The 23,220-nt window shown below is 62.5% G+C and carries 15 protein-coding genes; 6 read left to right on the top strand and 9 right to left on the bottom strand.

The annotated features are described in order from the left end of the window. Positions 1 to 21 precede the first annotated feature (21 nt). From ligA to VRB54_RS17185, 4 genes are all read right to left on the bottom strand, one after another. Positions 22 to 2,376, bottom strand: coding sequence for an NAD-dependent DNA ligase LigA (gene ligA, locus VRB54_RS17170; protein ID WP_338478124.1), 2,355 nt, complete (start codon positions 2,374 to 2,376; stop codon positions 22 to 24). 87 nt (positions 2,377 to 2,463) lie between these two features. After that, positions 2,464 to 3,324 carry a cell division protein ZipA gene (gene zipA, locus VRB54_RS17175; protein ID WP_338478125.1) on the bottom strand — a complete coding sequence of 287 codons (861 nt, stop codon included), beginning with the start codon at positions 3,322 to 3,324 and terminating at the stop codon, positions 2,464 to 2,466. Between the two features lie 258 nt (positions 3,325 to 3,582). Then, entirely contained in the window at positions 3,583 to 7,071 is a 3,489-nt protein-coding gene (gene smc, locus VRB54_RS17180) for a chromosome segregation protein SMC (RefSeq protein ID WP_338478126.1), read from the bottom strand. A gap of 2 nt (positions 7,072 to 7,073) precedes the next feature. Then, positions 7,074 to 7,733, bottom strand: coding sequence for a GntR family transcriptional regulator (locus VRB54_RS17185; protein WP_338478127.1), 660 nt, complete (start codon positions 7,731 to 7,733; stop codon positions 7,074 to 7,076). Between the two features lie 279 nt (positions 7,734 to 8,012). On the opposite strand from VRB54_RS17185, the gene xdhA reads away from it, so the two are divergent. From xdhA to guaD, 4 genes are all read left to right on the top strand, one after another. Then, positions 8,013 to 9,461 (top strand): xanthine dehydrogenase small subunit, encoded by a 1,449-nt coding sequence (gene xdhA / locus VRB54_RS17190; protein ID WP_338478128.1) that lies wholly within the window; start codon positions 8,013 to 8,015, stop codon positions 9,459 to 9,461. Beyond that, the gene (xdhB, locus tag VRB54_RS17195; protein WP_338478129.1) at positions 9,454 to 11,820 is read left to right on the top strand and encodes a xanthine dehydrogenase molybdopterin binding subunit; all 2,367 of its coding nucleotides are present in this window, start codon (positions 9,454 to 9,456) and stop codon (positions 11,818 to 11,820) included. The genes xdhA and xdhB overlap by 8 nt, the downstream gene beginning before the upstream one ends. A 117-nt stretch (positions 11,821 to 11,937) precedes the next feature. Next, on the top strand, positions 11,938 to 12,777 hold the full coding sequence (xdhC, locus tag VRB54_RS17200; RefSeq protein WP_338478130.1) for a xanthine dehydrogenase accessory protein XdhC: 840 nt from the start codon (positions 11,938 to 11,940) through the stop codon (positions 12,775 to 12,777). Between the two features lie 12 nt (positions 12,778 to 12,789). Beyond that, positions 12,790 to 14,094, top strand: coding sequence for a guanine deaminase (gene guaD / locus VRB54_RS17205; RefSeq protein WP_338478131.1), 1,305 nt, complete (start codon positions 12,790 to 12,792; stop codon positions 14,092 to 14,094). Positions 14,095 to 14,718: 624 nt separating this feature from the next. On the opposite strand, the gene VRB54_RS17210 is transcribed toward guaD, so the two are convergent. After that, entirely contained in the window at positions 14,719 to 15,483 is a 765-nt protein-coding gene (locus VRB54_RS17210) for a GntR family transcriptional regulator (RefSeq protein WP_209983695.1), read from the bottom strand. Between the two features lie 226 nt (positions 15,484 to 15,709). On the opposite strand from VRB54_RS17210, the gene VRB54_RS17215 reads away from it, so the two are divergent. Next, positions 15,710 to 16,906 (top strand): benzoate/H(+) symporter BenE family transporter, encoded by a 1,197-nt coding sequence (locus tag VRB54_RS17215; RefSeq protein WP_338478132.1) that lies wholly within the window; start codon positions 15,710 to 15,712, stop codon positions 16,904 to 16,906. Here the strand turns inward: VRB54_RS17215 and VRB54_RS17220 are convergent. The 3 genes from VRB54_RS17220 to gabT form a co-directional block, all read right to left on the bottom strand. After that, on the bottom strand, positions 16,900 to 17,388 hold the full coding sequence (locus VRB54_RS17220) for an Lrp/AsnC family transcriptional regulator (RefSeq protein WP_003230384.1): 489 nt from the start codon (positions 17,386 to 17,388) through the stop codon (positions 16,900 to 16,902). The two genes, VRB54_RS17215 and VRB54_RS17220, sit on opposite strands and share 7 nt — an antisense overlap. Positions 17,389 to 17,432: 44 nt before the next feature. Further along, positions 17,433 to 18,080: a 2-haloalkanoic acid dehalogenase gene (locus VRB54_RS17225; protein ID WP_338478133.1), complete on the bottom strand. Its 648-nt coding sequence runs from the start codon at positions 18,078 to 18,080 to the stop codon at positions 17,433 to 17,435. A gap of 94 nt (positions 18,081 to 18,174) precedes the next feature. Continuing rightward, positions 18,175 to 19,467, bottom strand: a complete 1,293-nt coding sequence (gene gabT / locus VRB54_RS17230) for a 4-aminobutyrate--2-oxoglutarate transaminase (protein WP_338478134.1) — start codon at positions 19,465 to 19,467, stop codon at positions 18,175 to 18,177. A gap of 193 nt (positions 19,468 to 19,660) precedes the next feature. Here gabT and VRB54_RS17235 point away from each other — a divergent pair, with 193 nt between their 5' ends. Beyond that, positions 19,661 to 20,587: a glyoxylate/hydroxypyruvate reductase A gene (locus tag VRB54_RS17235; RefSeq protein ID WP_338478135.1), complete on the top strand. Its 927-nt coding sequence runs from the start codon at positions 19,661 to 19,663 to the stop codon at positions 20,585 to 20,587. A 1,091-nt stretch (positions 20,588 to 21,678) separates the two neighbouring features. Here VRB54_RS17235 and VRB54_RS17240 read toward each other — a convergent pair. Next, positions 21,679 to 23,139 (bottom strand): NAD-dependent succinate-semialdehyde dehydrogenase, encoded by a 1,461-nt coding sequence (locus tag VRB54_RS17240; RefSeq protein WP_338478136.1) that lies wholly within the window; start codon positions 23,137 to 23,139, stop codon positions 21,679 to 21,681. Between the last annotated feature and the right edge of the window lie 81 nt (positions 23,140 to 23,220).

Genomic DNA, 23,220 nt, shown 5'->3' on the forward strand with positions numbered 1-23,220 from the left:
GGATCGTTCCCGCGCGCAGCGTCAGGCTTTGCCGTACTTGCTCAGGAACGCCACAAAGGCGGCCTCATCCAGCACTTTGAGCCCCAGCTCGCTGGCCTTGGCCAACTTGGATCCTGCCCCCGGCCCAGCCACCACGCAGTGGGTTTTCGCCGACACGGAACCGGCCACCTTGGCGCCCAGGCTTTCGAGCTTTTCCTTGGCAACGTCACGGCTCATCAGTTCCAGAGAACCGGTGAGGACCCAGGTGTGCCCGGCTTCCGGCAGGCCTTCGACCACCTTTTTCTCGCTCTCCCAGTGCATGCCGAAGGCCTTGAGCTGCTGCTCGATGGCCAACGCGTGGCTGGCGTTTGCCGGGTTATCAAAGTACTCGCGCACCGCCTTGGCCTGCTTCTCGGGCAGTGCCTGACGCATGTCGAGCCAGTCGGCCTTGATTACGCCTTCGAGGCTGCCGAACTTGTCGGCGAGCTTCTGCGCCGCGCCCGGGCCGACGGACGGTACGTGCAGTTTGTCGAGCAAGCCGCCCAGGGTGGTGCTGGCGGCGAACTCGGCGCTCAGGTCGCCCTGATCCTGCAACTGCAGGCCGCATTCGTCCGGCGACAGCAGCGCGCCGATAACCTGCCGGTTATGAGCGTCTTCGAAGAAGCTATGAATCTCGTGCGCCACTTCCAGGCCCACGTCCGGCAAGTACGTCAGCACCTGCGGCAAGGCCTGCTGCACCCGCTCCAGCGAGGCCAGGGAGCGTGCCAGCACCTTGGCGGTCTCCTCGCCCACATCGGGAATGCCCAGAGCGTAGATAAACCGCGCCAGGGTCGGCGTCCTGCTGTTTTCAATCGCGGTGATCAGCTTCTTGCTGGAAATATCGGCGAAGCCTTCCAGGTCGATGATCTGCTCGTACGTGAGCTTGTAGAGGTCGGCTGGCGAACCGATGAGTTTTTCATCCACCAGTTGCTCGATGGTCTTGTCGCCCAGGCCGTCAATGTCCATGGCCCGGCGCGAGACAAAATGGATAATCGCCTGCTTGAGCTGCGCACCACAGGCCAGGCGGCCGACGCAACGGTACACCGCGCCCTCGCTGACGGTTTCCTTGCCCTTGCTGCGCTTGACCAGCTGCGTGCGCTCCACGTGGGAACCGCACACCGGGCAACGCTCGGGGATCTGCACCGCGCGGGCGTGCTCGGGGCGGCGTTCGGTCACCACCGAGACCACCTGCGGGATCACGTCTCCGGCGCGGCGGATGATCACCGTGTCGCCGATCATCAGGCCCAGGCGCGCCACTTCATCCATGTTGTGCAAGGTGGCGTTGGACACCGTCACGCCGGCCACTTTCACCGGCTTCAGGCGCGCCACCGGGGTGACGGCGCCGGTACGGCCGACCTGAAACTCCACATCGAGCAGCTCGGTGAGTTCTTCCATGGCCGGAAATTTATGGGCAATGGCCCAGCGCGGTTCGCGGGCACGAAACCCCAGTTCGCGCTGGGAGGCAATGCGGTTGACCTTGAACACCACGCCGTCGATTTCATAGGGCAGGCTGTTACGCCGCTCGCCGATGTCGCGGTAGTAGTCAAGGCAATCCTGAATGCCCTTGGCCAGTTTCAGTTCGTGACTGATCGGCAGGCCCCACTGCTGCAGTTGCTGCAGGTTGCCGATATGGCTGTCGCTGATATCCGCCGTCACCTGGCCGATGCCATAACAGCAGAATTCCAACGGGCGACTGGCGGTGATCTTCGAGTCCAACTGGCGCAGGCTGCCGGCTGCCGCGTTGCGCGGGTTGGCGAAGGTCTTGCCGCCGACTTCCAGCTGCGACGCGTTGAGCCGCTCGAAACCGGCCTTGGACATGAACACTTCGCCGCGCACTTCCAGCGTCGCCGGCCAGCCGCTGCCATGCAGTTTGAGCGGGATATTGCGCACGGTGCGCACGTTGACGCTGATGTCTTCGCCGGTGGTGCCGTCGCCACGGGTGGCGCCACGCACCAGCTCGCCGTCCTGATACAAAAGGCTGACCGCCAGGCCATCGAGCTTGGGTTCGCAGCTGTACTCGACAGCGCCAAAGAGGTCGCCGGCCGGCAGGTCCAGACCTTCGGTCACGCGCCGATCAAACTCCAGCATGCTGTTCTCATCGAACGCGTTGCCCAGGCTGAGCATGGGAATCTCATGGCGCACCTGGGTAAACGCCGACAGCGCCGCACTGCCCACCCGCTGAGTCGGCGAATCGCGCGTCACCAGATCAGGATGCTCGGCCTCCAGGGCCTTGAGTTCGTGGAACAGGCGGTCGTACTCGGCGTCCGGAATGCTCGGCTCGTCGAGCACGTGGTAGCGGTAGTTGTGCTGATCCAGTTCAGCGCGCAGCTCGAGAATGCGGGTGTGGGCGGCGGTCATGGGTGTTCTCTCATAAAGCAAAAGAGCAGCCGAAGCTGCTCAATATGTTAGTGCACGGATTCTACAGACAACGCTTAAGATCGAACCTCAGCGTTTCTGTGTCAGGGCGCGACGCTCGAACTCGACGATGCGCTGACGGTAATGCTCGATGGTCTGGGCGGTCAGCACGCTGCGCTGGTCGTCCTTAAGTTCGCCGTTGAGTTCCTGGGACAGCTTGCGGGCTGCCGCCACCATCACGTCGAACGCCTGTTTCGGGTGACGCGGGCCTGGCAGGCCAAGGAAGAAACTCACCGCCGGGGTGCTGAACAGGTCGATGTCGTCCAGGTCGAAGGTGCCCGGCTTGACCGCGTTGGCCATGGAGAACAGCACTTCGCCGTTACCGGCCATGCTTTCGTGACGATGGAAAATATCCATCTCGCCAAAGCGCAGGCCGCTTTCGAGAATGTTCTGCAACAGCGCCGGGCCTTTGAAACCACCGGCGTCGCGGCAGATCACGCTGATCACCAGCACTTCCTCGGCGGCTGGCTGGTCGCTGACCGACTGGCGCGAGGCCTGCTTGCCAATGTTTTCATCGGGGAAATCATCGTCGCGGCTGCTGAAGCTCGGGCCTTCTTCCACGTCGAGGTTCAAGTCACCCTGATGCGGTTCGGCGGCGCCTGCACTGCCGCGCTTGCCACGCCTGGACGGCTCGCGGGCTTCACGCTGCGGCGCGCTCATCGACGGCAGGTCGTGCTCATCGAGCTGCGGCTCTTTATGGGTATCGAGCACACGGGGCGGCCCCAGCAGCTCGGCGCTGCCGTCGTCGTCGGGCAAGTTGGACAGGTTGCGGTCCAGACGAAACTTAAGCTTGCCCTTGCCACCGCGCATGCGGCGCCAGCCATCAAAAAGAATACCGGCAATCACAATGATGCCGATGACGATCAGCCACTCGCGCAGACCGATTTCCATGTAATCCCGTGCCTCTAATAAAAAATGCTGAAAAATAAGGGGTTTAGCACCGTGCAAACCGCTTTAAAACGTGGCGCCAACTCTATGTTCTGACTGACGTTTTGCCCACGTACACGAAAATTGACATTAAACTAGCACGACCAAAGATAACTTTACACCGTCTGTCAAAATGCCTTGAACAAATATGTCCATTTGCTACTTTCTCCAGACCGGTAAAACGCCCTCTATCGCACCCTGCATTTGCGTCGATGGCCGCGCTCAAGATTCCACCATCTTCAGCGCTTCTTCGACATCCACCGCCACCAATCGCGAACACCCCGGTTCGTGCATCGTCACCCCCATCAGTTGATCGGCCATTTCCATGGCGATCTTGTTGTGGGTGATATAGATGAACTGCACCGTCTGGGACATCTCCTTGACCAGGCGCGCATAGCGCCCGACGTTCGCATCATCCAGCGGCGCATCCACTTCGTCGAGCATGCAGAACGGCGCCGGGTTGAGCTTGAAGATGGCAAATACCAGCGCCAGTGCGGTCAGGGCTTTTTCGCCGCCGGACAACAAATGGATGGTGCTGTTCTTCTTGCCCGGCGGGCGCGCCATGATCGTCACCCCTGTATCGAGTAGATCTTCGCCCGTCAGTTCCAGATAAGCGCTGCCACCGCCGAAAACTTTCGGGAATAACGCCTGTAAACCGCCATTAATCTGATCAAAGGTATCCTTGAAGCGGTTGCGGGTTTCCTTGTCGATCTTGCGGATCACGTTTTCCAGGGTATCCAGCGCTTCGACCAGGTCGGCGTCCTGAGCATCCAGATAACGTTTGCGCTCGGACTGCTGCTGGTATTCGTCGATGGCCGCGAGGTTGATCGCGCCCAGGCGCTGAATGCGCGCGGCAATGCGTTCGAGTTCTTCTTCGGCGTCTTTCTCGTTGGCCTGGGCAGTCAGGGTGTTGAGCACGCCGTGCAGGTCATAGCCGTCTTCGAGCAACTGGTCCTGCAGGGTCTTGCGGCGCACCGTGAGGGATTGCCACTCCATGCGCTGTTGTTCGAGCTGGCCACGGATCAACTGCGATTGCTGCTCGGCCTGGGTGCGACGCTTCTCGGCGTCGCGCAATTCGCGGTCGGCATCTTCCAGGGCGATCTGCGCGGTCTTGAGTTCTTCGTCCACGCTCATGCGCTTGTCGAGCAGCTCTTCGAGTTTGAGGCGCAGCTCTTCCAGCGGCGCTTCGCCCTCCTCCAGGTTCAGGCTCAGTTGCTCGCGTTTTTCGGTAAGGCGTTCGGACTGCATCTCCAAACGTTCGAGGGCCTGGGCAGTGGACGCATGCTGGGCGCGCAACGAGCCCAGGCGCACCGCCAACTGATGGGCGTGATCCTTGTGTTGCCGGGCTTCCTGACGCACGCGATCGAGGCGTTCGCGCAGGCTGTCGCGCTGGGCCAGCAGCAGCTCGCGCTGTTCGGTGTCCAGCGCCATGCTGTCGAGGGCTTCCTGCAACTGCAGGCGCGCTTCGCCGATCTGTTCGTGTTCGAGGGCACGCTGCTCGCCCATCTCGGCGACTTCTTCGTCGAGACGCGTGCGGCGCAGCGTCAGTTGCTCGGCCTTGACCTTGCTCGCCGAGAGCTGCGCCTTCAATTCGCCCTGCTGGCGCGCTTCGTCCTGCAACAGACGGCGCAGGTGCTCGCGGCCGGTTTCCTGCTGGCGCTGGGTGGCGCGCAGGGTTTGCAGTTCGGTTTCCAGGCGTTCCAAGGTGGCTTCGCGTTCCTCGCGCTCGGCACTCAGGTTGACGATTTCCTGGCCACGGGCCAACACGCCGCTTTCGGCTTCGCTGGCGCGGCGTACGCGCAGGAAGTGACGGCCGACCCAGTAGCCATCGCGGCTGATCAGGCTGTCGCCCGCCGCCAACTGGCTGCGCTGGGCCAGCGCCTCGTCGAGGGATTCAACCGGCCTGACCTGGCCCAGCCACGGCGACAGGTCAACGGCCGCCTCGACCTTGTCCAGCAGGCTGCCCGGCACCCGTTTGCCATCGGCGTCCGGGCTGAGCAGGCGCAGATCGCCCTGGGCAAAGCCGGCCAGGTCAAAGCCGGCGAAATCATCCACCAACACCGCTTGCAGGTCGGCACCCAAAACGGTCTCCACTGCCAATTCCCAACCGGCGTCCACCTTCAGGCCTTCGGCCAGGCGCGGACGTTCGGCCAGGTGCTGGTCGCGCAGCCATTCGGCGGTGCCGGTGCCCGGGTCAAGGGCGGCTTGCTGCAAGGCCTCAAGCGACGCCAGCCGGCCATTGAGCCGCTGCAGATCGCCCTGGGCCTGCTGCTGGGCCTGGGTCGCCGTGTGCAATTGCTGACGCAGTTGCTCCAGGCGCTCCACTTGCTGTTCTTCACTGGCTTCGAGCTCTTCGAGAGTCATCTCGCTTTCGGCCAGTTGCTCGTTCAAGGCCATGATTGCCGCGTCTTCAGGGTCGGCGGCGAGCAGCGCGCGCTCTTCGAGCATGCGGCGCTGGCGCTCGGCCAGGCGCTCCATGCTGGTTTCCAGCTGCTGGATGCGCGACTGCTGCACTTCGGCCTGACGGCGCGGTTCGGCCGATTGCAGGTTGAAGGCGTCCCACTGCTCCTGCCAGCCGTGCATGGTGGTTTCGGCTTCTTCCAGGGCAGCAGCGGCTTCCTCGGCGGCGGCGCTGGTGATTTCCTGCTCGGGGGTGAGCATGTCCAGCTCTTCGCCGAGGGTCAGCAACAGAGTGCGGTCATGGCCCAGGTGCGATTCGGTTTCCAGGCGCGCGCGCTCAGCTTCCTTCAAATCGTCCTGCAACTGACGCAGACGCTGCTGGCCGTGCTGGATGCTCTGCTCGACGCGGGCAATGTCGCCGCCCACCGAATAGAAGCGCCCCTGCACCAGATTGAAGCGCTCGGACAGGTCATGGTGCCCGTCACGCAGGCGCTCGATGCTCGCGTCGGCGTTGCGCTGTTCGGCCACCAGGGCTTCGAAGCTGATTTCCTGGGTGCCGATGATCGCCTCGCGCTGACCCACCTGCTCGTTCAGCGCCTGCCAGCGCAGGGCCGACAACTGCGCCTTGAGCTGGCGTTCCTCGCCCTTGTATTCCTGATACTTCTCGGCCGCCTGGGCCTGGCGGTGCAGGCGCTCCAACTGACGCTCCAGCTCTTCGCGCAGGTCGGTCAGGCGGGCGAGGTTTTCGTGGGTGCGACGGATGCGGTTTTCGGTCTCGCGGCGGCGCTCCTTGTACTTGGAGATGCCGGCGGCTTCTTCGATGAAGTTGCGCAGATCCTCAGGCTTGGCTTCGATCAGCTTGGAGATCATGCCCTGCTCGATGATCGAGTAGCTGCGCGGGCCCAGGCCGGTGCCGAGGAAGATATCGGTGATGTCGCGTCGACGGCACTTGGTGCCGTTGAGGAAGTAGCTGTTCTGGCTGTCGCGGGTGACTTTGCGGCGGATGGAGATTTCCGCGTAGGCGGCGTATTCGCCGACCAGGGTGCCGTCGGAGTTGTCGAATACCAGCTCGATGCTGGCCTGACTCACGGGCTTGCGGCTGGTGGAGCCGTTGAAGATGACGTCGGTCATCGACTCGCCACGCAGGTTCTTTGCCGAGCTCTCGCCCATCACCCAGCGCACGGCGTCGATGATGTTCGACTTGCCGCACCCATTGGGCCCGACCACCGCCGCCATGTTACTGGGGAAGTTCACCGTGGTCGGGTCGACGAAGGATTTGAACCCCGCCAGCTTGATGCACTTGAGCCGCACGCTTAGGCGTCCGCCAACGCGGCGATCACCAGCGAGCTGCTGCGCTGGCAGTAGGTCGAGAGCACCGCGCGAATCTGCGCCAGGTCACGCTCGAGTACGGCGGCGAGCAGTTGCTCGAACAGCGCCAGGTATTCGCTCATGCTCGCCTTGCGCTGATCAAGGGCCAGGTAGTAGGCGCGGTTCATCGCCGGTTGCAGGTTCTCGACGGTTTCCTGCAGATACGGGTTGTTGGCGAAGGGGTACGCGGCGCGCATCACATTGAAGCTTTCTTCGACGAAGGCGCGGATGTCCTGGCGTTCGAAATTGCTCACCAGGCGCTGCTGGATCTGCACGAACGGCGCCATGTCGGCCTGGGTCTGCCAGCCCTCGGCGACCGCATTGCCGAGCAGGATGTACAGCTCGCCCATCAACGTGCACAGGCTCTGCACTTTGTGCGCCGTCAGTTCGGTGACGTGGGCGCCACGGCGCGGCAGGATCGCGATGAGGTGGCGACGTTCGAGGATCAACAAGGCTTCGCGCACGGAACCACGGCTGACATTCAGCGCCAGCGTGACCTTCTGTTCCTGGATACGCTCCCCAGGCTTTAAATCGCCGCGAATAATGCGTTCGGCGAGGTGGTGAGCGATTTGCTCGGCGAGACTGTCGGGCGCCTTGAACGTCATGTTTTCCCTTCAAAATCTTCTATCGTTGACAGCGCGGCAGTGTAGCGCATTGGCTCGCTGATGGCGCTACGCCCACAGGGGCGAATTTGGCATGAAATAAGCAGTTATTACAGCTCATCACCCTGTAAAAACGCCGGCTTCAGAAGCCCGCCCCCTAATTGAGGATGCTGTGATCGCGCTTTCTTGACCCTTAAGTCAGAAAACCATTGACCGAAAAGTCAGACATGACTAGATTCGGCGCAAAGCGGTTACAACAATAATGAATCTGCGAGGCCTTCCGTGATCCAGTTTTTACTCAACCAGGAACTCCGTAGCGAGCACGCCCTGGACCCCAACCTGACGGTGCTCAACTACCTGCGTGAACACGTGGGCAAGCCCGGCACCAAGGAAGGCTGCGCCAGCGGTGACTGCGGCGCGTGCACCGTGGTGGTGGGCGAGTTGCACCGCGATGAAAGCGGCGCCGAGCAGATTCGTTATCGCAGCCTCAATTCGTGCCTGACCTTTGTCTCGTCGTTGCACGGCAAACAACTGATCAGCGTCGAAGACCTCAAGCACCAGGGCCAGTTGCACAGCGTGCAGCAGGCGATGGTCGAGTGCCACGGCTCGCAGTGCGGCTTTTGCACGCCGGGCTTTGTGATGTCGCTGTTTGCCCTGCAAAAGAACAGCGACTCACCCGACAGCCGCAAAGCCCACGAAGCCCTGGCCGGCAATCTGTGCCGCTGCACCGGCTACCGCCCGATCCTGGCCGCCGCCGCGCAGGCTTGCTGCAACAAACCCCAGGACCAGTTCGACAGTCGCCAGGCCCAGACCATCGCCCGCCTCAAGGCCATCGCGCCCACCCAGACCGGCGAGTTGAACAGCGGCGACAAACGCTGCCTGGTGCCCCTCACCGTCGCCGACCTGGCCGACCTCTACGACGCCTACCCGCAAGCCCGGCTGCTCGCCGGCGGTACCGACCTGGCGCTGGAAGTCACGCAGTTTCACCGCACGCTGCCGGTGATGATCTATGTGGGCAACATCGACGAGATGAAGCGCATCGACGCCTTCGACGACCGCCTGGAAATCGGCGCCGCCGCCGCCCTCTCCGACTGCTACACCGCGTTGCACCAGGCCTACCCGGATTTCGGCGAACTGCTGCAGCGTTTTGCCTCCCTGCAGATCCGCAACCAGGGCACCCTGGGCGGCAATATCGGCAACGCCTCGCCAATTGGCGATTCACCGCCGCTGCTGATCGCTCTGGGCGCGCAGATCGTGCTGTGCAAGGGCAACACCCGGCGCACCCTGGCGCTGGAAGACTACTTCATCGACTACCGCGTCACTGCCCGGCAAGACAGCGAATTCATCGAAAAAATCATCGTGCCCAAGGGCCACACGCTGTTTCGTGCGTACAAGGTGTCCAAGCGCCTGGACGATGATATTTCTGCGGTCTGCGCCGCCTTCAACCTGAAGATCGACAACGGCGTAATCAGCCAGGCGCGCGTTGCTTTTGGTGGCATGGCCGCCACGCCCAAGCGCGCCAAACACTGCGAAGCCGCGCTGGTCGGCGCCACCTGGAACGCCGCCACCGTCGAACACGCCTGCGCCGCCCTGGCCGAGGACTTCACCCCGCTCTCGGATTTTCGCGCCAGCAAGGAGTACCGCCTGCTCAGCGCGCAGAACCTGCTGCGCAAATACTTCATCGAGCTGCAGACGCCGCACATCGAGACTCGGGTGACCGCTTATGTCTAACCATCACGCCGTCGTTAAAACCCAGGCCGAACTGGCCGAGCTGTTCGCCGGGGAAATCACCTCTGGCGTGGGCCGCAGCGTCAAGCACGACAGCGCCGCCAAGCACGTCAGCGGTGAGGCGCAGTACATCGATGACCGCCTGGAATTTCCCAACCAGTTGCACCTGTATGCGCGCCTGTCCGACCGCGCCCACGCGCGCATCCTCAGCATCGACACCGCGCCCTGCCACGCCTTTGACGGTGTGCGCATCGTCATCACCCACGAAGACGTGCCGGGCCTCAAGGACATCGGCCCGTTGCTGCCCGGCGACCCGCTGCTGGCCATCGACACCGTGCAATACGTCGGCCAGGTGGTGCTGGCCGTGGCCGCCCGCGACCTGGACACCGCGCGCAAAGCCGCGATGGCGGCGCTGATCGAATACGAAGACCTGGAGCCTGTACTCGACGTGGTCGAGGCCTACCGCAAAAAACATTTCGTGCTCGACAGCCACACCCACCAACGCGGGGATTCGGCGGGCGCATTGGCCACGGCCAAACATCGTCTGCAAGGCACCCTGCACATAGGCGGTCAGGAACACTTCTATCTCGAAACCCAGATTTCCTCGGTGATGCCCACCGAAGACGGCGGCATGATCGTCTACTGCTCCACGCAAAACCCCACCGAAGTACAGAAACTGGTGGCCGAAGTGCTCGACGTGTCGATGAACAAAATCGTCGTCGACATGCGCCGCATGGGCGGTGGTTTCGGCGGCAAGGAAACCCAGGCGGCGAGCCCCGCCTGCCTGTGTGCGGTGGTCGCGCGCCTCACCGGCCAGCCGACCAAGATGCGCCTGCCGCGCGTCGAAGACATGCTGATGACCGGCAAGCGCCACCCGTTCTATATCGAATACGACGTGGGTTTTGACGACAGCGGCCGGCTGCACGGGATCAACCTGGAACTGGCGGGCAACTGCGGCTGCTCGCCGGACCTGTCCAACTCGATCGTCGACCGCGCGATGTTCCACGCCGACAACTCGTATTACCTGGGCGACGCTACGGTCAACGGTCATCGCTGCAAGACCAACACCGCGTCCAACACCGCCTATCGCGGCTTCGGCGGCCCCCAGGGCATGGTCGCCATCGAAGAAGTGATGGACGCCATCGCCCGCCACCTCGCGCTCGACCCGCTGGCGGTGCGCAAGGCCAATTACTACGGCAAGACCGAGCGCAACGTCACCCACTACTACCAGACCGTCGAGCACAACATGCTCGACGAGATGACCGCCGAGCTTGAAGCCAGCAGCCAATACGCCGAGCGCCGCGAAGCGATCCGCCAGTACAACGCCCACAGCCCGATCCTGAAAAAAGGTCTGGCGCTGACCCCGGTGAAATTCGGCATCTCGTTTACCGCCAGCTTTCTCAACCAGGCCGGCGCGCTGATCCACATCTACACCGACGGCAGCATCCATCTCAACCACGGCGGCACCGAGATGGGCCAGGGCCTGAATACCAAGGTCGCGCAAGTGGTGGCCGAGGTCTTCCAGGTGCACATCGACCGCGTGCAGATCACCGCGACCAACACCGATAAAGTGCCGAATACCTCGCCCACGGCCGCCTCCAGCGGCGCCGACCTGAACGGCAAGGCCGCGCAGAACGCCGCCGAAACCATCAAGCAGCGCCTGGTGGAATTCGCCGCGCGCAAGTACGACGTGAGTGAAGCGGATGTGGAATTTCGCAACGGCCATGTGCGCGTGCGCGAGCAGATCCTGAGCTTCGAGGCGTTGATCCAGCAGGCGTATTTCGCCCAGGTGTCGCTGTCGAGCACCGGGTTCTACAAGACCCCGAAAATCTTCTACGACCGCAGCCAGTCGCGCGGGCGGCCCTTCTACTACTACGCGTTCGGCGCGGCCTGCTGCGAAGTGATCGTCGACACCCTCACCGGCGAATACCGGATGCTGCGCACCGACATCCTGCATGACGTGGGCGCCTCGCTGAACCCGGCCATCGATATCGGCCAGGTCGAAGGCGGCTTCATTCAAGGCATGGGCTGGCTGACCATGGAAGAGCTGGTGTGGAACGACAAGGGCAAGCTGATGACGAATGGACCGGCCAGCTACAAGATCCCGGCAGTGGCGGACATGCCGCTGGACTTGCGGGTGAAGCTGGTGGAGAACCGCAAGAACCCGGAAGACACGGTGTTTCACTCCAAGGCCGTGGGCGAGCCGCCGTTCATGCTCGGCATCGCCTCGTGGTGCGCGATCAAGGATGCGGTGGCGAGCCTCGGCGATTACCGCCATCAGCCGAAGATCGATGCGCCGGCGACGCCGGAGCGGGTGTTGTGGGGGTGTGAGCAGATGCGGCAGTTGCAGGTTTCGCTTTAGGACCGAGGTGCTGCCATCGCAGGCAAGCCAGCTCCCACATTGACAGCATTCACACATCAAAATGTGGGAGCGGGCTTGCCCGCGATGACGGCCTGACAGACACCACAAGAGGTAACCATGAACAACTGGATCAGCGCCCTCGCCCACCTGCACACCAGCGGCGAACCCTGCGTGCTTGTCACCATCATCGAAAAGCTCGGCTCCACCCCGCGCAATGCCGGGTCGAAGATGGTGATCAGCGCCGACCGGTCCTTCGACACCATCGGCGGCGGGCACCTGGAATACAAGGCGATGCAGATCGCCCGCGACATGCTCGCGCGCGGCCAGCAGAACACCCATCTGGAGCGCTTCAGCCTCGGCGCCAGCCTGGGCCAGTGCTGTGGCGGCGTGACCGTGCTGCTGTTCGAGCCCATGGGCCAGGTGCAGGCACACATCGCGGTGTTCGGCGCCGGCCATGTCGGCCGCGCACTGGTGCCGTTGCTGGCGAGCCTGCCGTGCCGGGTGCGCTGGATCGATTCGCGCGAGCAGGAATTTCCGCAACAGATCCCCGAGGGCGTGCGTAAAATCGTCAGCGAAGAACCGGTCGACGAAATTGCCGACCTGCCGGCGGGCAGCTATTGCATCGTCATGACCCACAATCACGCGCTGGACCTGGCACTGGCCGCGGCCCTGCTCAAGCGCAATGACTTCACCTACTTCGGTCTGATCGGCTCCAGGACCAAACGCGTCAAGTTCGAACACCGCCTGCGCGAGCGCGGCTTCGATACCGCGCAATTACAACGCATGCGCTGCCCCATGGGGCTCACCGAGGTGAAGGGCAAACTGCCGGTGGAGATCGCCATTTCCATCGCCGGCGAAATCATCGCCACCTACAACGCCAGTTTCGGCCAGCACGCTGCCCGCGCCGAACCCATTGCCAAACTGCTGCCGGCGTCACGTCGCAGCCAAGCTATCTGAATCGAGACCCTCATGCCTTTGACTCGCAAAGCCTACCGCGCCGCCCTCCTGCACAGCATCGGCGACCCTGCCGAAGTGGGAATCGAAGCCTCCTACGAGTATTTCGAAGACGGCCTGCTGGTGATCGAAAACGGCCGCATCAGCGCCGTCGGCCACGCCGCCGACCTGCTGCCGAGCCTGCCCGCCGATACCGAAGTCGTTCATTATCAGGACGCGCTGATCACGCCGGGCCTGATCGACACCCATATCCACCTGCCGCAAACCGGCATGGTCGGCGCCTATGGCGAGCAATTGCTCGATTGGCTCAACACCTACACCTTCCCCTGCGAAAGCCAGTTCGCCGACAAGGCCCATGCCGAGCACGTCGCGGATATTTTCATCAAGGAACTGCTGCGCAACGGTACCACCACGGCGCTGGTGTTCGGCAGTGTGCACCCGCAGTCGGTGGACGCTTTCTTTGAAGCTGCGCAAAAACTCGACCTGCGCATGATCGCCGGCAAAGTGATGATGGACCGCAACGCACCGGACTACCTCACCGACACCGCCCAAACCAGCTACGCGGACAGCAAGGCGCTGATCGAACGCTGGCACGGCAAGGGCCGCCTGCACTATGCAGTCACCCCGCGCTTTGCGCCCACCAGCACGCCGGAGCAACTGACACTGGCCGGGCAGTTGCTGGGGGAATACCCCGACCTGTACCTGCAGACCCACATCAGCGAGAACACGCAGGAAGTCGAATGGGTAAAAGAGCTGTTCCCGGAGCGCAGCGGCTACCTGGACGTGTACGACCACTACAAGCTGCTGGGCGAACGCTCGGTGTTCGCCCACGGCGTGCACCTGTGTGACGACGAATGCGCGCGACTGGCGCAGACCGGCTCGGCAGTTGCCTTCTGCCCTACCTCGAACCTGTTTCTGGGCAGCGGGCTGTTCAACCTGCCGATGGCCGAGAAGCACAAGCTCAATGTCGGCCTGGGCACCGACGTGGGTGGCGGCACCAGCTTTTCACTGCTGCAGACCCTGAACGAAGCGTACAAGGTCATGCAGTTGCAGGGCGTGCGGTTGAGCCCGTTCAAGTCGCTCTACCTGGCGACCCTGGGCGGCGCGCGGGCGCTGCGTCTGGAGGACAGGATCGGGACCTTGCAACCGGGTTCGGATGCGGATTTTCTGGTACTGGATTACAACGCTACGCCACTGCTCAGTTATCGCTTGAAGCAGTCGAACACTATTGCCGAGACGTTGTTTGTGTTGATGACGCTGGGGGATGATCGGGTGGTGTTGCAGACCTATGCGGCTGGCCGGTTGGTGCACCAACGGTGATTTTTGGCCACGGGGTTATTGTGTACATACCCAGTGCTGGCGGTCCCCCCCTTACCGCGTCCCACCACTCGGCACCTCGTCCAGGCTCGGTGTGCCCCAGATCAAAAGCAAGAGCGCGGCAGCCTTAGAGCCGACCGGAATGGTTTGCCGAACGCTATACAAAATGTGGGAGGGGGCTTGCTCCCGATGGCTGAGTGTCAGTCAACTTATTGGTAGCTGACACACTGCTATCGGGAGCAAGCCCCCTCCCACATTTGGATCTCCATTTGTCTGATGGATATCACACTGCGTTTGATCTGCTTTGCTTTGGCTTTTGATTTTGATCTCAAGCGCCCCGTCAACCACGCTGGCCGAACGCAGGCTTGAATCCGTGGGTAACCCGGCAGGACGCCGGGTTAGCCGCACTGGGCCAGGGATGGCCCATTGCGGCGGCCCACGGATTCAAGCCGGAGTGCGGGCACACCGAGCCTGAGCGAGGTGCCGAGTGGTGGGGCGAAGCGTTTTTGGTTACTTTTTGCGATCTTCAAAAAGTGACCCGCCGTAAGGGCGGAACCGCAAGCAGCCGTTACCGCAGCAACGGATATGTACACAATTAAAGCCCCCTCCCACATTTTTAAAATGTATTCACACCTTCAAAGAAGACCGCCCAGCCTTCCTGGTCTGCAACAAATGCGAAAACACCGCATGCAAATCATCCGAAGCCCCTTCCTCATCAAGGTTGAGCTTGCTGTCGATATGATCCATATGATGCATCATCAAATCCACCGCCAGCACCGCATCGCGAGCTTCGATCGCATCGATCAACTGGGTGTGTTCATCGTAGGAACAGTGCGAGCGGTTGCCACTTTCGTACTGAGCAATGATCAATGATGTCTGCGAGACCAGGCTGCGCTGAAAGCTGATCAGCGGCGCATTCTTAGCCGCTTCGGCCAGCTTGAGGTGGAATTCGCCGGAGAGACGAATACCCGCACCGCGATCCCCCCGGGAAAAACTGTCGCGCTCGTCGTTGACCATCTGGCGCAGTTCGGCCAGTTGCTCGGCGGTGGCATGCTGCACTGCCAACTCAGTGATCGCGCGCTCCACCAGACGCCGCGCCATGAACACCTGGCGGGCCTCTTCGACACTCGGGCTGGCAACCACCGCACCGCGATTGGGCCGCAGCAGCACCACGCCTTCATGGGCCAGACGCGACAGCGCACGGCGAATGATGGTGCGGCTCACGCCAAAGATTTCGCCCAGTGCCTCTTCACTCAATTTGGTGCCGGGTGCCAGGCGCTGCTCGAGGATCGCCTCGAAGATATGCGCGTAGACGATATCGTCCTGGGTGCCGGTGCGACCGGCCTTGCCGGCGCGCGGTTGTTTCTTGAGAGGTTGCAACTGTTCGTTCATGGGCACTCGGGTTTGGAGAACGGCGGCGAATTAACGGTAATACGGCAACAGCGTGGCGCTGGCAAGTATCGCCTGAAAACGGGGCACATTGTACACAACCCAATACGCCAACACACTGTACGGCTGTTTGCGGCCCCGGCTGTATTGCAATGACCGGTTACCTTTGAGTTTAGGCTTGAATCCGCGCCTTCACCGGCAAACACCCAGGCAAAAGGAACACCCCATCATGACCGACGCCACCCATGCGCCACTGCGCCCGCTGGCCGACACTTCGCCCTCGGCCGTCGTCGCCGGTTTTATCGCCATGATGACCGGCTACACCAGCTCCCTGGTGCTGATGTTCCAGGCCGGTCAGGCCGCCGGTTTGACCACGGCGCAGATTTCTTCGTGGATCTGGGCGCTGTCCATCGGCATGGCGGTGTGCAGCATCGGCCTGTCGCTGCGCTACCGCACGCCGATCACCGTCGCCTGGTCGACGCCCGGTGCTGCGCTGCTGATCACCAGCCTGGGCGGCGTGAGCTACGGCGAAGCCATCGGTGCCTACATCACCTGCGCGGTGCTGGTGACGCTGTGCGGGCTGACCGGCAGTTTTGAAAAACTGCTCAAGCGCATCCCCGCCTCGCTGGCGGCGGCGTTGCTGGCCGGGATTCTGTTCAAGATCGGCAGCGAAATCTTTGTCGCCGCGCAACATCGCACCGCACTGGTGCTGGGGATGTTTTTCACCTATCTGATCATCAAGCGCCTGTCGCCGCGTTATGCGGTGCTCGCCGCGCTGGTGATCGGCACCGCATTGTCCGGGCTGCTGGGGCTGCTGGATTTCAGCGCCTTTCACCTGGAAGTGGCGGTGCCGGTGTGGACCACGCCGCACTTCTCGCTCGCCGCGACCATCAGCATCGGCATCCCGCTGTTCGTGGTGGCGATGACCTCGCAGAACATGCCCGGCATCGCCGTGCTGCGCGCCGACGGCTACAGCGTGCCGGCCTCGCCATTGATCAGCGTCACCGGGCTGGCGTCGCTGCTGCTGGCGCCGTTCGGCTCCCACGGCATCAACCTGGCGGCGATCAGCGCGGCCATCTGCACCGGCCCGCACGCCCATGAAGACCGAAACAAGCGCTACACCGCCGCCGTGTGGTGCGGCGTGTTCTACGGCATTGCCGGGGTGTTCGGCGCGACCCTGGCGGCACTGTTCGCCGCCTTGCCAAAAGAGCTGGTGCTGTCGATTGCGGCGCTGGCGTTGTTCGGCTCCATCATCAATGGCCTGAGCGTCGCCATGCACGAGCCGAAGGAACGCGAAGCGGCGCTGATCACCTTCATGGTCACCGCATCAGGGCTGACGCTGTTTTCCATCGGCTCGGCGTTCTGGGGCATTGTCGCGGGGCTGTTGACCCTGTTGATCCTGAACGGGCGCACCCGCACTCAATGACGCAGCAGCTTGCGCAGCGGCACGCCGTCTTTCAGCACCGGTGATTTGATCACGATGTAGCTGAAGTACTTGGAGATACCGATGTTCTTGTCCAGCAGACCTTCGACCACTTCCTGGTAATGCTGGATGCTGCGGGTCATGAAGCGCACCAGGTAGTCATAGCCGCCGCTGATCAGGTGGCATTCGAGCACCTCATCCACCAGGCGGATGTTGGATTCGAACTTGGCGAAGTCTTCGCGCTTGTGGTCACTGAGGGTGATTTCGGTGAACACCGTGACCGAATCGGTGATCTTGGCCAGGTTCAGATGCGCCTTGTAGCTGGAGATATAACCGGCCGACTCCAGCCGCTTGACCCGTTGCAGGCAGGGGCTGGCGGACAGACCCACAGCATCGGCCAGGCTGACGTTGGTCATCCGACCATCTTTTTGCAGTTCAACCAGAATGCTGATGTCGATCCGGTCCAGCTTGACGAGCCCTTCCATTGCATACCTCTTGACTGCCGTTTGTAAGCAATCTTCTAGCAAAATCAGCGCCGTAAAGACAGCTGATGCTGAGCGACCAGATCAGCCATGCTGTTAATGCAGTAATCGGCCGCACACGGCGTGGGCTGCGGCGAGCGGTGACGGCCGATCAGGCAACGGTCCAACGACAGAACGGCGCCGGCTGATGCGCGGGTCACGTGCAACACAGGCTCTACCTGCGCCCCTTGGCGGTCAAGCCATTGCTCAGCCTCGATCAGGGAAATGAAATGCTCCGCCTCGATGCCCAGGCGCTCGCACAACAGCTTACGGTCTTCGGCATCGCGGTCGCCGCGCACCAGCAGACGATAGAACTTGCGCAGGTACAGCATCGCCCCCGGCGCATCCTCGAACAGCGACCAGTTGCCCGCCGAACGCGCAAAGCTCATGCCCTCCTCCCAACTGGCGTGCAGCCCCCAGCGCTCGGCGAGCTGGCGATGGGCAAAACACAGCACGCCGCTGAAGCCCAGCTCGGCAAACCGCGGGTAGAGGCCCTCGATCACCGTATTGAATTCGGCCAGCACCTGCTCCCTGGCTGACGCTGGCCCGCCACGGCTGTCGAGCAGCGGCTGCAACGCGGCCAACACGCCCGAGTCACGGTCCACCAGCACCCCATCACAATCGATCAGCAACGCTCGATAATCTGTCAGTCCCATGAGGGGTCACGCCTCCAATGATGCAATGTGGTCGCCCGTGCGCCATAACGGGTCACGGGCGGTGCCACCAGCCAAGTTCGCCGCCGGTAGCGGCTCAGTTCAAGACCCGTGCCAGGGCTGCGTCGAGAATCTGCACGGCTTCGTCAACCTGCGCTTCGGTGGTCACCAGCGGCGCAAGGAAGCGCAGCACGTTGCGGTACACGCCGCACTTGATTACCAGCAAACCACCGGCGCGGGCTTCGTCGATCACTCGTTGGTTGAGGTCGGCATCCGGGCTGCGCGCCGCGTCGTCCTTGACCAGTTCGATTGCCAGCATGAAGCCGGTGCCACGCACGTCACCGATGCGTGGGTAGCGCGCCTGCAGACCGAGCAAACCGTGGCGCAGGCGTTCGCCGAGCACGTGGCTGCGCGCCAGCAATTGTTCCTCTTCGAACGCGCTGATCACCGCCAGCGCCGCCGCGCAGGCCAACGCATTACCGCCGTAGGTGCCCCCCAGGCCGCCAGGCAGCGGCGCGTCCATGATGTGCGCCTTGCCCACCACGCCGGACAGTGGCAAGCCGCCGGCCAGGCTCTTGGCCACGGTGACCAGGTCGGGCTGGATGCCCGAGTGCTGGAAACCGAACCAGCTGCCGGTGCGACCGAAACCGGTCTGGATCTCGTCAAGGATCAGCACGATGCCGTGTTTGTCGGCCAGTGCGCGCAAGGCCTGAAGAAACTCCGGCGGCGCGGCGAGGAAGCCGCCGTCACCCTGCACCGGCTCGATGAGAATCGCCGCGACGCGGTCCGGGGCAACCTGGGTGGCCAGCAACTCATCAAGCGCCTTGAGTGCCAGCTCGCTGGTCATGCCGCGATACGCATTGGGATACGGGGTGTGAAACACCTCCGGCGCGAACGGCCCGAAGTTCTGTTTGTACGGCTGGCTCATGCCGGTAAGTGTGGTGCCAAGCAACGTCCGGCCATGGAAGCCGCCGCGAAAGGCAATGACTGCAGAACGATTGGTGTGGGCACGGGCGATCTTCACCGCATTTTCCACCGCCTCGGCACCGGACGTGAAGAACGCCGCCTTGTAGGCCTCCTCCCCGCCGACCATCTCACACAGGCGCTGGGCCAGGTCGAGGTAAGGCTGGTAGGCCACCACCTGGAAGCAGGCGTGGGAAACTTTCTGCAACTGCGCCTGCACCGCCGCGACCACTTTGGGGTGGTTATGGCCGATGTTCAGCACGCCGATGCCGCCGACGAAATCGAGATAGCGCTTGCCTTCCACGTCCCAGAGTTCGGCGCCCTGGGCGCGATCGATCACCAGCGGGTGCGCGGTGATCAGGCCACGGGGTACGAATTGATCGCGCTGACGGAGCAAATGTGGGGTTTTATCGACTCTGCTGTTCATGGCATTTCCCAAGGTGAGCCCGGCAACCGGAAGGTGGTTGCGATGACATTCAGATTACGGCCTGGCAAAAACGAACTGCACCGAACTTGCCCCGTGAGAAATTCGGATCGACTGTTTTTTCACTGCGTTTCAACAGATCCTGCGCCGGCATTGCGCGATGATGATGGCTACTTTCAGCCCTGCGGAGATGCCCATGGCCCTGCTCTACAAATCCGACCCCGTGCGCGGCGAACGCTGGCAGGCCTTGTTTGCCGAACACGCGCCGGACATCGAATGGCGCGCCTGGCCAGACATCGGCGACCCCAGCGAAATCGAATACCTCGCCGCCTGGCTGGCGCCGGACAATCTTGAACAATTGCTGCCCAACCTGAAGGTGCTGTTTGCCGTATCGGCCGGGGTCGACCAACTGGACCTTGCCCGCTTGCCCGCCGACTTGCCGGTGGTGCGCCTGCTAGATCCCGGCATCACCCAGGGCATGTGCGAATACGCCACCTGGGCCGTGCTCAGCCTCCATCGCGACATGCTGCGCTACCGCCAGCAACAGACGGCACGCTGCTGGCAGGCGCACCGGTTGCAACCGGCGGCCAACCGCCGCGTCGGCGTGATGGGCCTGGGCGCGCAGGCGCAGCAGATCCTCGCGACCCTGGCGCCGCTGGGGTTTGCCTTGTCGGGCTGGGCCCGCAGCGCACATCAAATGCCGGGGGTTACGTGTTATGCGGGTGAAGCGCAACTGCCGGCGTTTCTCGGCCAGTGCGACATTCTGCTGTGCGTGTTGCCGTTGACCGAGCAGACCCAAGGCATTCTCAACAGCCGCTTGTTTGATCAACTGCCAAAGGGTGCGGGGCTGATCAACATGGGGCGCGGCGGGCACCTGGTGGAGGAGGATCTGCTGGGAGCGCTTTCCAGCGGGCAACTTGGCGGCGCGGTGCTGGATGTGCTGCAGCAGGAGCCGGCGCCAGAGGAGCATCCGTTTTGGGGGCATCCGCAGATTGTGCTGACGCCGCATATTGCGGCCATGACCCAGCCGGACAGTGCGTTTGGGGTGCTGCTGGGGAATATTCGAAGGTTTCAGCGCGGGGAGCGGATGGTTGGAGAGGTGGACAGAGGGAAGGGGTATTAGCGCAGCGGCCTAGAGCCAACCGAGGTTTCCTGCCTGGCGCTGCACAAAATGTGGGAGGGAGCTTGCTCCCGATGGCTGAGTATCAGCCAGCTTATTGGTGACTGACCCACCCTCATCGGGAGCAAGCCCCCTCCCACATTTGGATCTCCATTTGTCTGATGGATATCACACTGCTTTTGATCTGCTTTGCTCTGGCTTTTGATCTTGGCTGCGGAGGTCTTAGTGCCGACCGGAACTCTCTGCCGAACACTGTACAAAATGTGGGAGGGGGCTTGCTCCCGATGGCGGTGGGTCAGTCAGCTTATGTGTAGCTGATCCACTGCTATCGGGAGCAAGCCCCTCCCCACATTTGGATCTCCATTTGTCTGATGGATATCACACTGCTTTTGATCTGCTTTGCTTTGGCTTTTGATCTTGGCTGCGGAGGTCTTAGTGCCGACCGGAACTCTCTGCCGAACACTGTACAAAATGTGGGAGGGGGCTTGCTCCCGATGGCGGTGGGTCAGTCAGCTTATGTGTAGCTGATCCACTGCTATCGGGAGCAAGCCCCCTCCCACATTTGGATCTCCATTTGTCTGATGGATATCACACTGCTTTTGATCTGCTTTGCTTTGGCTTTTGATCTTGGCTGCGGAGGTCTTAGAGCCGACCGGAACTCTCTGCCGAACACTGTACAAATGTGGGAGGGGGCTTGCTCCCGATGGCTGAGTGTCAGTCAGCTTATTGGTAGCTGACCCACCCTCATCGGGAGCAAGCCCCCTCCCACATTTAAATCTCCATTTGCCTGATGGATATCACACCGCTTTTGATCTGCTTTGCTCTGGATTTTGATCTCAGGCGCCCCGTCAACCACGCTGGCCGCCCGCAGGCTTGAATCCGTGGGTAACTCGGCAGGACGCCGGGTTACCCACGGATTCAAGCCTGCGGGCGGGCACACCGAGCCTAAGCGAGGTGCCGAGTGGTGGGGCAAGAGCCCTTTGGTTACTTTGGGCTGGGCCGGCATTCCGGCTTTTCCAAAGTGACCCGCCGTAAGGGCGGAACCATACGTAGACGTTACCCAAATAACGGATATACACACCGCTAAAAAGCTGTCACCCCAACCCCCCAATATGAAATGCCTTAACCTCAAGATACTCATCCAACCCGTACTTGCTCCCTTCACGCCCCAGCCCCGACTGTTTGATACCGCCAAACGGCGCCACCTCCATCGAGATGATCCCGGTATTGAGCCCGACCATGCCAAACTCCAGCGCCTCACCAAAACGCCACGACCGCGCCAGGTTCTGCGTGAAGTAATAGGCACCCAACCCGTACGGCGTAGCGTTGGCCAGCGCAAGCGCCTCGGCTTCGTCGGTAAAGCGCATCAGTGGCGCCACCGGCCCAAAGGTTTCCTCATTGGCCAGCAGCATCCCGGCATGGGCATCGCCCAGCACCGTAGGCTGCACAAACGGGCTGTCACCACCTGGGATGGCGCCACACAACAAGGTCGCGCCCTGGCTCAGGGCATCCTCGATATGCCGCGTCACCTTGGCCACCGCCGCAGGGTTGATCAGCGGGCCGATGGTCACGCCCTCCTCCAGCCCATTGCCGACCTTGAGCTTGCCCACCTCCTCCACCAGCCGCGCGGCGAAGCGCTCGTAGATGCCCGCCTGCACCAGGATGCGATTGGCGCACACGCAGGTTTGCCCGGCATTGCGAAACTTGCTGATCATGACCCCGGCCACCGCCTGCTCAAGGTCAGCGTCGTCAAACACCACGAACGGCGCATTGCCGCCCAGTTCCAGGCTCAGACGCTTGATGTGCTCGGCGCTCTGGCGCATCAGCAGGCGGCCGACGGCGGTGGAGCCGGTGAAGGAAATCTTGCGCACCACCGGGTTGCCGGTCAGCTCCGCGCCGATGCCGGCGGGCAGCCCGGTGATCACATTGAAAACGCCGGCCGGGATGCCGACGCGCTCGGCCAGCACCGCCAGGGCCAGGGCCGACAGCGGTGTGAGGTCGGACGGTTTGACGATGATCGGGCAACCGGCGGCCAATGCCGGCGCGCACTTGCGGGTGATCATCGCGTTGGGGAAATTCCACGGGGTGATGGCGGCGCACACCCCCACCGGCTGTTTCAACGTCAGCAGACGTCGGTCGCCACTGGGGGCCGGCATGGTTTCGCCATACACCCGCCGTGCTTCTTCGGCGAACCATTTGACGAAGCCTGCGCCGTAGCGAATCTCGCCACGGGCTTCGTTGAGCGGCTTACCCTGCTCGCAGGTCATGATCAGCGCCAGGTCCTCGAGGTTGTCGAGCATGGCCTGGTACCAGCGCTCCAGCAGCGCTGCGCGTTCGGCGGCCGGGCGCGCACGCCAGGCGGGCCAGGCACGCTCGGCGGCGTCGATGGCGCGGCGGGTGTCGACCGTGTCCATGGCCGGCACCCGTGCGAGCACCTCGCCGCTGGCAGGGTCGAGGATGTCCAGGGTGGCGCCGCTGGCGGCGGCGATCCACTGGCCGTCAACGTAGGCGAGTTCAGCCAGAAGGCTTGGGTCTTGCAGGCGAGTAGTGAGCATGGTCGAGTCCTGATCCGAGACACGCTCCAGTCTAGGGAGGTGCCGCGAACAAGGATGCCGAAAGTGTGGCGTGGGCAGCGT

Origin of the sequence: Pseudomonas trivialis (assembly GCF_036864995.1) — a bacterium.
Classification (GTDB): Bacteria; Pseudomonadota; Gammaproteobacteria; order Pseudomonadales; family Pseudomonadaceae; genus Aquipseudomonas; species Aquipseudomonas trivialis.